Here is a 12142-nt window from a genome sequence, read left to right as displayed (position 1 = left end):
TTTAGGGCTAATCTACGTCAGCCCCTTAATTTAAAGAAAAACAATAAATTCTTTCTTGAATATCCTTAAGCAATATTCTTGGCTCCCCCCGCATTTTTAGCGGTATAATTTCAAGTTTTCCAGTACGGCTTACGCCCTTTATATTGTGAACAATACTCGCTCCCCGTTACCTTATCTTGCAACTTCCATAAGTCTTATCCTTTTGATTTTGCTTTCCTTATCATGGGAATTATGGATCGCGCCATTGCGCGAAGGCGGCTCATGGCTGGCATTGAAAGCTCTGCCTTTGTGCCTGCCGTTGACCGGCATTTTGAAAAAACGCATCTACACTTACCAATACAGCTCCATGCTGATTCTGATTTACTTTGCTGAAGCCTGTATGCGCCTGGCAGACACGGCTCTCGCCAGCCGGATTTGCGCCGCTATTTCCGTATTATTGTGCATTACCTTTTTTCTCGGCTGCCTTGCATTTATCAAACAACAAAAACACACATCAAAATGACCTACCACACACTTTCAGACGGCCTGGCCGAATCTTCAGTAAAAACCTTTTGGCCTTTATGGCTCAGTTTTCTTTGGATTTGCGCCGTCCCTTTTCTCTCACTCTACCGAGTCGGCCCACTGCCCAGCTTTTATTTAGAAGCCATCTCATTGAGCGGCTCATTGGTACTGACATTGATTAGCGCACACAAAGGCCTGCTGAATATCCGCCTTCCCGCACTCAGTATCGGTTTGTTTGCCATGGCCGCATTTTGGTCACTCCAAGCGCGCTTCATGCATTCCATCTACCCCGGTATGAGCGATATCACTGCCTGGACCTTTGTCATTTTGGCACTGGGCGCATGGTCGGTTCGCGGCTGGGTAGCAGCTTACGGGCAAGAACGCGTCGTCAGCATCTTTGCTTGGTCTTTATTGATAGGAGCAACCATACAGGCCGCCATCGTCTGGTTGCAATTTAAAGGCTGGTCCAACGTAGAATGGTTGAACGGCATCATTGCCCGAAGCAACGGCACCGTAAACGGCCAACTCGGCCAACGCAACCATTTGGGACATTATTTAATGTGGGGCATTTTGGCGGCATCCTATTTATGGACGGCGCACAAAATGTCCAATGCAGCAGGTTTTCTGTTCGTATTAGCATTGACTGCAACCCTCGGCCTTGTCAACTCACGCACCATCTTAGGCTATATCGCCGCCCTATTCCTGATTACGCCGTTATGGTTTTGGCGTACCCGCTTCCAACACAAACGCGCACTGTGCATTTTTCTCCTAACTGCCACCCTGGCCGCCGCTTTCCAATTCGGCATGGGCAGCCTGCTGGATTTGTTTGGCAACATTAAATACGAAACCGCTGTCGAACGCGCAGGCACCAGCGGTTTTGAAGGTTCCATGCGCCAAATCGAATGGAGCAAGGCATGGATTGCCTTTCAATCCGCACCTTGGTTCGGCCATGGCTGGAACAGCTTTGCCCAGCAAACCTTCCTGATCAATGCCCAACAACAATACTTCCCCAACAACATCCTCGGCGTACTGTTTACCCATTCGCACAACATCGTCATGCAGTTATTATCCGAAATGGGCATTGCCGGCACCTTGCTTGCAGCCTTAACCCTGCTTGCAGCCGTGTGGCGACTGTTGGGCCGCAACCAAACACCGGCCTCGCTGTTTTTACTAACTGCCGCCGCCGTCAGCCTTTGCCACAGCATGCTTGAATATCCACTTTGGTATATTTACTTCCTCACCGTATTCAGCCTGATTCTGTCGCTGACACCCTCTTATCCGAAAGATGTTTCAGACGGCCCTTTATCTACCCGAATCAGACAATGGTCATGCGGTATAGCCGCTTTATCGATTTTAATCGGCATGGCAAACCTCAGCTGGGAATATCAAAATCTGACCCAATATAGCCGTGTAGGGAAAACCGATGATCAGCAAACGGTTCAAAACAAAATCGACGGCTTGCAACGACTTTCCAAAGAAAGCCCCATGCTTGCCTATTACGCCGATTTGAGCTTGAGCAAACGTGCAGATCCGACCGATGCCTACATCCGCCCGTGGGCAGAAGAAGCCGCACTCAAAGCCCTGACCTACCGCCCCTACTCCAACGCCTATCAAGTCGGCCTCTACCTCTACCGACAAGGCAAGAAAGAAGAAGGTGCGCAATGGATGCAGGCAGTGCAATATTATTACCCCTATATGATGTATTTCTACGCCGACAAAATACGCAGCCATCCGGCATTCGCCCCACTGCTGCCCAAACTTTTGTCCGATTGCAAAGATTTCATCAACGCACCGAAACACCAAACTGCCAAATCATGCGACAAACCCTGAACAAAACACACCCAATTGTCAGTTTGTCCTTACAGGCCGTCTGAAAATGTAAAGAGCAGCGAGTTTCTATGCAAAAAAGCGCAAAAGCACAGAAAATTACGCTATCAACAAAAGCAGATTGCATGTTAAGATTGAACACAACTCTATTTTAAGCGCCGTACTGCCATTTAGTACCGCGGCGCATACAATCACGAAAAGGAAATTCCATGAGTCGCGTATTACTCGTAGATGACGATGCCCTCTTGACCGAATTGCTGACCGAATACCTGACTGCCGAAGGCCTCAACGTTCATAGTGTTCCCGACGGCGAAGCCGGCGTTCAAGAAATTCTGACCGGACAATACGATGTCGTCGTATTAGACTCCATGATGCCTAAAATGAACGGTTTGGACGTACTGAAAAACGTACGCACCCAAAGCACCGTACCCATCATCATGCTGACCGCAAAAGGCGACGACATCGACCGCATCATCGGTCTGGAAATGGGTGCGGACGATTATGTTCCGAAACCATGCACACCACGCGAACTCTTGGCCCGCATCAACGCCATCCTGCGCCGTGCGCAACACAGCAACGAACAAAACAACGCGCCTAACAGCATTTCTGTCAGCGACGTCGTTTTGTACCCGGCCAAACGCCAAGCCAGCATCAAAGACACTCCGCTCGAATTGACCAGCACCGAATTCAACCTGCTCGAAGTTTTGATGCGCCACGCCGGACAAGTCGTCAGCAAAGAGACCCTGTCTATCGAGGCACTCGACCGCAAACTGGCTAAATTTGACCGCAGCATCGACGTACACATCTCCAGCATCCGCCACAAATTGGGCGATGCTTCCCTGATTCAAACTGTACGCGGCTTAGGCTACCTGTTTGTTAAAAACTAAAGATTAAACAGATCAATGAAACTGTTTCAACGCATCTTCGCCACATTTTGCGCAGTTATCGTCTGCGCAATCTTTGTGGCGAGTTTTTCATTTTGGCTGGTACAAAACACCCTCGCCGAAAACCAATTCAACCAACGCCGCACCATCGAAACCACATTGATGAGCAGCATCATCTCCGCGTTCAACTCGCGCGGAGACAGCGGTGCGCGCGAAATTCTTTCGGAATGGAAAAACAATCCGGTTTCCAATGCCGTTTATGTGATTACCGGCGACGATAAAAAAGATATTTTAGGCCGCAATATTGACAGCCTGTCCATCGAACGCGCCCGCATCTTCGCCATCAACAATCCCGAATCCGATTTAGCCCACATCGAATACGACCGCTTCGGCGAAGAATACCTCTTCTTCATTAAAGGCTGGGACAACCATCAGGCCCAACGCCTGCCCAGCCCGCTTTTCATTCCCGGCCTGCCGCTCTCGCCGATTTGGCACGAATTTATCATTCTCTCTTTCATCATCATCGTCGGCCTCTTGATGGCATATATCCTTGCCAACAACATTACCAAGCCCATTAAAATTCTTGGCGGCGGTATGGACAGGGTAGCCAACGGCGAACTCGAAACCCGCATTTCCCAGCAAGTTGACGACCGTGACGACGAATTGTCCCACCTTGCCGTACAGTTCGACAAAATGGCCGAAAAATTGGAAAAACTTGTGGCAAAAGAGCGTCATTTGCTCCACCACGTTTCTCATGAAATGCGTTCGCCGCTGGCGCGCATGCAGGCAATTGTCGGCCTGATTCAATCTCAGCCGCAAAAACAAGAGCAATACCTCAAGCGGCTTGAAGGCGAGCTGGTGCGCATGGATACTTTGGTAGGTGAATTATTGACCCTCTCCCGCCTAGAGACTTCCAATATTCCTTTGGAAAAAGAAAACCTCAAACTCGTTCCGTTCCTAACCAACTTGATTGAGGACAACCAAAGCATTGCCCACCAAAACAATCAAAGCGTTACCCTGAGCATTGACCCTAAAATCCCTGAAAATGCCGTGATCAGTGCCAACGAAGGCTATCTGTACCGCGCCTTTGACAACGTTATCCGCAATGCCATCAACTACAGTCCGGAAGGCAGTACCATTCAGGCCCATATCGGACAAGACGGCAAACACTGGATTATCGATGTTACCGACAACGGCCCGGGTGTCGATGAAATGCAGCTTCCGCATATTTTTACCGCCTTTTATCGTGCCGACTCCAGCGCACACAAGCCCGGCACCGGCTTGGGACTTGCCTTGACGCAACACATCATGGAACAGCACTGCGGCAAAATCATTGCTGAAAATATCAAACCCAACGGCCTGAGGATGCGTTTCATCCTTCCCAAAAAGAAAGCCGGAGACAAAAAAGAAGCCTAAAAATAAGGCCGTCTGAAACTCTTCAGACGGCCCAAAACACAAATAAGGAACCATCATGAATGCAACCGTCCAAACCGGCTACTTCTTCATGCCCGAACACATCATCCTTGTCGGCGCCAGCGAACGTCCGCACAGCCTTGGCGAACGCATTTTCAGCCACCTGCTCGGTTCCTCATATCAAGGCAAAATCACGCCCGTCAATCTCCGCCACAGCAGCGTTGCCGGCCTCCCCTCCTACTCCAGCCTCAGCAAAATTCCAGGCCAGGCCGACCTAGTTGTTGCCGTCATCCCGCACGACCATTACGACACACTGTTCAAAGCCTGCCGCAAAAAAGGCCTGCGCCACATTATCCTGATTCAAGATTGGGAAAACCTGCCGCCCGAATCCTGCAAAAATGCCCGTTCCATCATTCAAAAATATCATGGCGACGAATTAAACATCAGCGTGTGCAACAGCGCAGGCATCCAACTTCCCTCACTCAATCTCAATATCGGCACCCAAGCCGACTATCCGGCCGGCCATATCGCATTACTCACCGGCCACAGCACTGTCAGCCGCAACATCAACCATCTGCTAAACACAATGCATCAAGGCGTATCGCGCCATATCAGCCTCAACTACAACCTAAGCCCCACCACATCCGCTGACTGGCTCAACCGCTTCGGCCACAACCGCCATACCAAAGTTGCCGTCATCCACTACAATCCGGCCGAAAACCAACGCGAGCTGTTCAGCGCCATCCGACACTTTGCACGCCACACCCCGCTTATCCTGTTGTCCACACATTACACCGACGACACAAACAAAGCCGTCCTACACAGCCTCGGCCGCCATTGCAACTTCCTGCCGGTATTCAATATCAACGAACTCGAAGCAGCCTTAAAAGCCCATCTTTCCGGCATTCCCGTCATTACCCATCCCACTATTTTGTCCGATACGCCGATAGAATGGCTGCGCAGCACCGCCGATGCCTGCCAATTGACCCTCAACCTTCCAACCGACGCACCATCCATCCAACAAGGCTGCATCGGCAGCGACCCCACGCCCGCACGCATCCACCGCCTGGCACTCGAACAATTGCAAAATCCGCACACCCAAGCCCTGCTCGGCATTATTTCGCCGGACACGCCGGACGCGTACGGCATTCATCAAACACTGAATAACTTAGCACAAAAAACCAGCAAGCCCATTCTCATCAGCCATCGTTTTTCAGACGGCCTGACCTGGTTCAACACCCCGGAAGAAGCCTTGCTGACACTTTATTTCCGCAATCAAACCGCCTGTTTGCAACAAGCGCAAAACACCCCCGCCCCAGCCAAAACAGGCCGTCTAAAAACGCCTAAAAACAAAAATATCGATAAAGCCATTGCATCCGGCCAAACCGATCTGATGGCAGAGGCCCTATACCTGCCTCCGTGCCAAACTCAAAAGCATAATGCCGTTCAATTCCGATTCAGCCGTCATCCCATTTACGGCAAGATCCTGACCGCCCATTACAACGGCCAAACCCAAGCCGCATTACCGCCCTTTACCACGCTCGATATCCAGCGTTTAAGCCAATTTGCAGAACTTGACAACACTTCCGTTCTCAATCAATTCCTGCACTCCCTAAACACGCTTATCCACAATAATCAGCATATCGGCGACATCATCCTCAACTACAACGGCAGCCAATACAGCAGCACCATCATTCCCGAAATCGTGGAAAAACCAGCCGCGCCGACAACCAAAATCCCCAAAAAAGCCGTCCAAACCTTAGAACAGGCCGCCGCCAAAATGCAAAGTGCCGCCGCCTACCTCCAACAAAAAAATCCGGCCGCAGCCGAGTTTCTACGCAACACCGGCGAAGCCGCGTCCGAACTGCTGCACCCTAAAACCGAAACGCCCGAGATACAAAACGTACTCGCCCCCTACCCGAACCAAACCGACACATTCCTCCTGCCCGACGGCAACACCCTGCACATTCGCGCACTAGAGCCTGAAGATGCCGAAGCCAAACAAAAATTTGTCCGCCAATTACCTGCGGCCGACCGCTATACGCGCTTCATGACCCACACCAACGAATTGCCGCAGCCCACACTCGCACGGCTGACCCGCCCCGATTTCCATAACGAATGCGCATGGGCCGCCTTCGCTTCAGACGGCCGTATCGTCGCAGTCAGCCGTTACAGCCGCATCAATCGCAACGAATGCGAATTCGGCATTACATTGGCTGCCGAAGCCCGCAAAACCGGCTTGGCCAGCAAAATGATGAGCCTCATTATCCAAACTGCCACACAACAAGGTTATCAAACCATGAATGCGGAAATCCTCAAAGAAAATACACCGATGCTCAAACTCGCTGAAAAATCAGGATTTACCGTTACCCCGTCGGAAACCGACCGCGGACTGTATCAAGCAAGCCTCGATCTGAACGCATGGCAAAACAGCAACAAAAACAAATAAAAACTTGCATAACCCGTGTGAAATATCCTAAAATTAGCGGTTTCTATATATCCGCATTTTTCAAAAGGACTCAAAATGGTAGTTATCCGTTTGGCTCGCGGCGGCTCAAAACACCGCCCTTTCTTCAACGTAGTCGTAACTGACTCTCGCAACCGTCGTGACGGCCGCTTCATCGAGCGCGTAGGTTTCTACAACCCCGTTGCCAACGAAAAACAAGAACGCGTACGTTTCGACGCAGACCGCATCAACCACTGGGTCGCTCAAGGCGCGAAAGTTAGCGATGCAGTTGCCAAACTGATTAAAGAGCAAAAAATCGCTGCTTAATCAGCTGAAACGACCATGACAGACACTCAAAAACGGGTAGCCATGGGCTACATCAAAGGCGTATTCGGCATTAAAGGCTGGCTTAAAATCGCTGCCAATACCGAATACACCGACAGCCTGCTGGACTACCCAGAGTGGCAGTTGTGCAAGGATGGTAAAACCCTGAATGTCACGCTTGAGGCAGGTAAAATTGTCAATGGCGAACTTCAGGTCAAATTTGAAGGTATAGACGATCGCGATCAAGCATTTGCCTTGCGCGGCTATACCATCGAAATTCCCAGAGAGTCATTCGCCCCTACTGAGGAAGACGAATACTACTGGGCAGATTTAGTCGGCATGACCGTCATCAATAAAGAAAACATCGTCCTCGGCAAAGTTAGCAACCTGATGGAAACCGGTGCAAATGATGTTTTGATGATTAAAGGCGAACACGGACAAATCCTGATTCCCTTCGTCTCCAACTATATCGAATCTGTCGACACCAACAGCAAAACCATTATCGCCGACTGGGGCTTGGACTACTGATGCTGATTCAAGCCATCACCATTTTTCCAGAGATGTTCGACAGCGTTGTCGAATATGGCGTTACAGGCAGGGCAAGAAAACAAAACCTTTGGCAGTTTCAAGCCATTAATCCCCGAAAATTTGCCGACAACAAACTTGGCTATATCGATGATCGCCCCTTCGGTGGCGGCCCGGGAATGATTATGATGGCGCCACCGCTTCAAGCGGCAATTGAAGAAGCCAAAGCAAACTCGCCAAAACCTGCCAAAGTAATTTATCTCAGTCCACAAGGTCAGCCGCTGACACATAAAAAAGCCGCAGAACTTGCCGAACTGCCCCATCTTATTCTTCTATGCGGACGCTATGAAGGCATAGATGAAAGACTGCTGCAACGCAGTGTGGACGAAGAAATCAGCATTGGCGACTTTGTCGTCTCGGGTGGCGAATTACCCGCCATGATGTTGATGGATGCCGTCTTAAGATTGGTTCCGGGTGTATTGGGCGATATACAGTCAGCCGAACAAGACTCGTTTTCAGACGGCCTTTTAGACTGTCCTCATTACACCAAACCTGTAGAATTCCAAGGCATGATGGTTCCTGATGTCTTACGTTCAGGAAATCATGGCTTGATTGCCGAGTGGCGATTGAAACAATCGCTACGACGCACTTTAGAGCGCCGACCCGATTTATTGGAAAAGCGCAGTTTAATCCCAAAGGAATCCCGCCTCTTAAAAGAAATCTTGCAAGAGCAACAGGAAATCCAATCATAACTTAGGAAAAATAAATGAACTTGATTCAACAATTAGAGCAAGAAGAAATCGCTCGCTTGAACAAAGAAATCCCTGAATTCGCTCCAGGCGACACCGTTGTCGTATCTGTACGCGTGGTTGAGGGTTCCCGCAGCCGTCTGCAAGCATACGAAGGTGTTGTTATCGCTCGCCGCAACCGTGGCTTGAACAGCAACTTCATCGTTCGCAAAATCTCTAGTGGCGAAGGTGTAGAACGTACTTTCCAACTGTACTCCCCTACCGTAGAAAAAATCGAAGTTAAACGCCGTGGTGACGTACGTCGCGCCAAACTGTACTACTTGCGCGGCCTGACTGGTAAAGCAGCTCGCATTAAAGAAAAATTGCCTGCTCGCAAAGGTTAATAGCTTTCATCAAAAACCCACTTCAATGAAGTGGGTTTTTTGTTTTTATACAAGACCTCGTCTTTCTTACACAATCCTGTAAGCCAATCACAATCCCCATCTCACGCATAAACTTAAACAGAATCATAACTCCCCTGCTTCTTTTAACCTTTATAAAAAAGGCCGTCTGAAACAAAAGATTCAGACGGCCTTTAATCACATCGGGCAGTTATTTAAACCATCTTGCCAATGCTGGGATACGCGACAACAACAGTGTATCCAAAATCCAAATAACAACGATTGCAGCAATGGCCGTTGGGAAAATCACAGCCAAAATCAAAAGTGGCACAGCCATTGCCCACCATACCGGCAATTTGATTTTCTGTGCAGGAGGAACCAAACCCCGCGCTTCCGAAGGACGGCGTTTCCACCACATTACACAGCCGCTGACACAGATAAAAATAATTGCCAGACAGAACACAACATTCGCCAGCACGCTCCACCAGCCCAGTGTACCCATATGCAAAGCAATACTTGCTGCCATGAACTTGCCAAACCAGTTGTAATCGTCAAAATGAATATCCGCCAGGATTTTGCCACTGTATTGATCAATATGTACCGTACGATCCGCAGTCGGACTAATCATATCGTAGCTCATTGAGTCTTGCGACAGCGTCCATACGCCTGTTTCACCCTTAGGCAGGTTTAACTGATAGCGGCCTTTAAAGCCAATTTCGCGTGCAAAGCGGTCAACCGTTTCCAACGTCATCGGTTCACTTGGATTAATGCCGTTTTCGCCCAGTGTCGTACCGGAAACCGGCATAGGCGTCAGCTCTAAAATCCACGGCACTTCTTTGGATTTGCCATCATTCAACACATCGCCATGGGTTGGCACGGAAGATACCGGATTAGGCTCCACACCCCATTTGCCGGCTGGGAATTGGCTCCATGCCTGCACAGCCTTACCACCCCAAATACCTGCCCAAGCAATACCAGACAAACAGAACAGCAGCAAAATCAAAGAAACCCAAGAGCCAACCGCACCGTGCAGGTTGCGCCACCAAGAACGGCCTTTGCCTGCTTTAGGTAAAAGGACGGCCTTCAGACTACGCTGTTTTACCCACCACAAATAAATACCGGTCACAATCATGATGATGGTTAGCGATGCAGCAGTTTCCAACAGGTAGTCACCAGTCGCACCCATCATCATATCGCCATGGATTTCGTCCATCGTGTGATACCAGCCTTGACCGCGCGGTATCGTATTCACGACTTTTGCCGTATAAGGATCAACGGCAACCATAGTGGCTTTATCGTCGTTGTTCACACGAAATACGGCCACCATATCATCTGCGCGCGGCGCAATATATTGCACCACAGAAGCAGTTTCCGGATTCACAAACTGTCTGGCGGCTTCAGCTTGAGCCGACAAAGGCTGCACCACTGCTTGCGGCGTAACATGTATCCGCTCGCCTTCTTTACCGGTGATATTGGCAAATAGCAGCATTCCCAACCCTGTAACAGCCAGCAGAGTTAAAAACGGCGCGACCAAAAGTCCGGCATAAAAATGCCATCGCCAAACAGTCAAATAACGGCGGTTAGCCTGTTGTTCATTTTGGGAAGTTGGTTTTGTTTCCATATATTCTCTTTATATAATTAAAGCAGACTAATCCTTAAGGATTATTAGCAAGCATTTTAATCAAAACCATTCATTTACGAAACCGTTTTTCAAGCGTAGCTTTGAAATACTTCAATATTTAGCTTGCAGGCCGTCTGAAAAAACAAAATAGACAGAAAACAACACTTTACTGAAAATCCGTTTTAATCATTGCGGTTTCGGCAGAATTTGGTAGAATACAGGCATTACTTATTTATTCATCAAGCCGCCAAGCTTTGGCGGCTTGTATTTTTATTTCCAATCCGGCTACCGCGCGTGGCCGGATAAAATTTTAAAAGCATCATCATGCTTTCATGGAGAATCTTATGCAAAAAATCCCTTTGACCGTCCGCGGTGCAGAATTACTGAAACAAGAACTTCAACACCTCAAAAGCGTGGCTCGTCCAGAAATTATTGAAGCCATTGCAGAAGCACGTTCACACGGTGATTTGTCTGAAAATGCCGAATATGAAGCCGCCAAAGAGCGCCAAGGCTTTATCGAAGGCCGTATTGCCGAGCTGGAACACAAACTCTCTATGGCCCACATCATCAATCCTGCCGAAATCCATGCCGAAGGCAAAATCGTATTCGGCACAACAGTAACACTGGAAGATTTGGAAACCGAAGAACAAGTAACCTACCAAATTGTCGGCGAAGACGAAGCAGACATTAAAGAACGCAAAATCTACGTTGGCTCCCCAATTGCCCGTGCCTTGATCGGAAAAGAAGAAGGCGACGTTGCAGAAGTTCAGGCCCCCGGTGGCGTGCGTGAATATGATATTATTTCCGTACAATACATCTAAATAAACTCAAGGCCGTCTGAAAACGTTTTCAGACGGCCTTTTGTTACACCATCACAACTAAAACAGAATTTCCCAAAGAGAAACCAGATGAGCCTACCCTACAAAATTACTCAAACCGCTGCTGCCATTTGGCTAGGCATGCAACTGACAGCCGGCTACATTGTCGCCCCCATACTATTCCATCTCCTGCCTAAGATGCTGGCAGGAGAAATCGCCGGCATTTTGTTTGCCATTACCGCAATATGCGGCTTAGTTATTTTTGGCGCAGCCTATGCCTTTTTCAGACGGCAACTTGCCTCCCTCTCTTGGTGGGTTTTGGTACTTTGGCTACTCTTAGCCTGTAATCATCTTTTGGTTACGCCGGTTATCGAGGCGCACAAGTACGGACTGGATAACTGGCTCTTATCCCTAGTAGGCGGAACATTCGGCATTTGGCATGGCTTATCCAGTATTATTTTTTTAATCTGTACGATACTGGCAGCGATGTGCGTATGGAAATGGCCCGGGCCAAACTAAACTGTTTTAATAAAAGGCCGTCTGAAAATAAATCTTTCAGACGGCCCTTCTCATTTTGAAATCACGAATTATCTTAATTACTCAAATACAAGCCATAAAAAAAGGGGCTGACGTAGATTAGCAGTTATGCTAGGC

The 12142-nt window shown here is 49.0% G+C and carries 12 protein-coding genes; 11 read left to right on the top strand and 1 reads right to left on the bottom strand.

What is annotated here, in order from left to right; translation table 11 throughout:
* Positions 1 to 145: 145 nt before the first annotated feature.
* The 9 genes from HMPREF2661_RS01400 to rplS all read left to right on the top strand — a co-directional run bounded on the left by HMPREF2661_RS01400 (position 146) and on the right by rplS (position 9052).
* Positions 146 to 502, top strand: a complete 357-nt coding sequence (locus HMPREF2661_RS01400; RefSeq protein WP_036493163.1) for a DUF2069 domain-containing protein — start codon at positions 146 to 148, stop codon at positions 500 to 502.
* On the top strand, positions 499 to 2331 hold the full coding sequence (locus HMPREF2661_RS01395) for a PglL family O-oligosaccharyltransferase (protein ID WP_070822156.1): 1833 nt from the start codon (positions 499 to 501) through the stop codon (positions 2329 to 2331). Before HMPREF2661_RS01400 ends, HMPREF2661_RS01395 begins: the two co-directional genes overlap by 4 nt.
* A gap of 206 nt (positions 2332 to 2537) precedes the next feature.
* Entirely contained in the window at positions 2538 to 3215 is a 678-nt protein-coding gene (gene misR / locus HMPREF2661_RS01390; RefSeq protein WP_003748666.1) for a two-component system response regulator MisR, read from the top strand.
* 15 nt (positions 3216 to 3230) lie between these two features.
* Positions 3231 to 4628 (top strand): HAMP domain-containing sensor histidine kinase, encoded by a 1398-nt coding sequence (locus HMPREF2661_RS01385; RefSeq protein WP_036493156.1) that lies wholly within the window; start codon positions 3231 to 3233, stop codon positions 4626 to 4628.
* A gap of 55 nt (positions 4629 to 4683) precedes the next feature.
* Positions 4684 to 7074 carry a bifunctional acetate--CoA ligase family protein/GNAT family N-acetyltransferase gene (locus tag HMPREF2661_RS01380; protein ID WP_070822155.1) on the top strand — a complete coding sequence of 797 codons (2391 nt, stop codon included), beginning with the start codon at positions 4684 to 4686 and terminating at the stop codon, positions 7072 to 7074.
* Between the two features lie 75 nt (positions 7075 to 7149).
* On the top strand, positions 7150 to 7398 hold the full coding sequence (gene rpsP / locus HMPREF2661_RS01375; protein ID WP_003684452.1) for a 30S ribosomal protein S16: 249 nt from the start codon (positions 7150 to 7152) through the stop codon (positions 7396 to 7398).
* A 15-nt stretch (positions 7399 to 7413) separates the two neighbouring features.
* Positions 7414 to 7923 (top strand): ribosome maturation factor RimM, encoded by a 510-nt coding sequence (rimM, locus tag HMPREF2661_RS01370; RefSeq protein WP_049322771.1) that lies wholly within the window; start codon positions 7414 to 7416, stop codon positions 7921 to 7923.
* The gene (gene trmD / locus HMPREF2661_RS01365; protein WP_049322770.1) at positions 7923 to 8672 is read left to right on the top strand and encodes a tRNA (guanosine(37)-N1)-methyltransferase TrmD; all 750 of its coding nucleotides are present in this window, start codon (positions 7923 to 7925) and stop codon (positions 8670 to 8672) included. The genes rimM and trmD overlap by 1 nt, the downstream gene beginning before the upstream one ends.
* 14 nt (positions 8673 to 8686) lie before the next feature.
* On the top strand, positions 8687 to 9052 hold the full coding sequence (gene rplS, locus HMPREF2661_RS01360) for a 50S ribosomal protein L19 (protein ID WP_003679470.1): 366 nt from the start codon (positions 8687 to 8689) through the stop codon (positions 9050 to 9052).
* A gap of 208 nt (positions 9053 to 9260) precedes the next feature.
* Here the strand turns inward: rplS and HMPREF2661_RS01355 are convergent, their stop codons facing one another.
* Positions 9261 to 10670, bottom strand: a complete 1410-nt coding sequence (locus HMPREF2661_RS01355) for a PepSY-associated TM helix domain-containing protein (RefSeq protein WP_049322769.1) — start codon at positions 10668 to 10670, stop codon at positions 9261 to 9263.
* Positions 10671 to 11014: 344 nt separating this feature from the next.
* Between HMPREF2661_RS01355 and greA the strand changes: the two genes are divergently transcribed.
* Both greA and HMPREF2661_RS01345 read left to right on the top strand, forming a co-directional pair.
* Entirely contained in the window at positions 11015 to 11491 is a 477-nt protein-coding gene (gene greA, locus HMPREF2661_RS01350; RefSeq protein ID WP_049322768.1) for a transcription elongation factor GreA, read from the top strand.
* An 87-nt stretch (positions 11492 to 11578) separates the two neighbouring features.
* On the top strand, positions 11579 to 12007 hold the full coding sequence (locus HMPREF2661_RS01345; protein WP_036493141.1) for a DUF4149 domain-containing protein: 429 nt from the start codon (positions 11579 to 11581) through the stop codon (positions 12005 to 12007).
* The last annotated feature ends 135 nt before the right edge of the window (positions 12008 to 12142 follow it).

This window comes from Neisseria sp. HMSC061B04 (assembly GCF_001836705.1).
Taxonomy (GTDB): domain Bacteria; phylum Pseudomonadota; class Gammaproteobacteria; order Burkholderiales; family Neisseriaceae; genus Neisseria.
This window is presented reverse-complemented; position numbering and strand designations above follow the sequence as displayed.

Bases quoted from the DNA above. Each gene is read 5' to 3' on its own strand.
- HMPREF2661_RS01395 (WP_070822156.1), top strand. From the start codon at position 499: ATGACCTACCACACACTTTCAGACGGCCTGGCCGAATCTTCAGTAAAA.
- misR (WP_003748666.1), top strand. From the start codon at position 2,538: ATGAGTCGCGTATTACTCGTAGATGACGATGCCCTCTTGACCGAATTG.
- HMPREF2661_RS01385 (WP_036493156.1), top strand. From the start codon at position 3,231: ATGAAACTGTTTCAACGCATCTTCGCCACATTTTGCGCAGTTATCGTC.
- HMPREF2661_RS01380 (WP_070822155.1), top strand. From the start codon at position 4,684: ATGAATGCAACCGTCCAAACCGGCTACTTCTTCATGCCCGAACACATC.
- rpsP (WP_003684452.1), top strand. From the start codon at position 7,150: ATGGTAGTTATCCGTTTGGCTCGCGGCGGCTCAAAACACCGCCCTTTC.
- rimM (WP_049322771.1), top strand. From the start codon at position 7,414: ATGACAGACACTCAAAAACGGGTAGCCATGGGCTACATCAAAGGCGTA.
- trmD (WP_049322770.1), top strand. From the start codon at position 7,923: ATGCTGATTCAAGCCATCACCATTTTTCCAGAGATGTTCGACAGCGTT.
- rplS (WP_003679470.1), top strand. From the start codon at position 8,687: ATGAACTTGATTCAACAATTAGAGCAAGAAGAAATCGCTCGCTTGAAC.
- HMPREF2661_RS01355 (WP_049322769.1), bottom strand. From the start codon at position 10,670: ATGGAAACAAAACCAACTTCCCAAAATGAACAACAGGCTAACCGCCGT.
- greA (WP_049322768.1), top strand. From the start codon at position 11,015: ATGCAAAAAATCCCTTTGACCGTCCGCGGTGCAGAATTACTGAAACAA.
- HMPREF2661_RS01345 (WP_036493141.1), top strand. From the start codon at position 11,579: ATGAGCCTACCCTACAAAATTACTCAAACCGCTGCTGCCATTTGGCTA.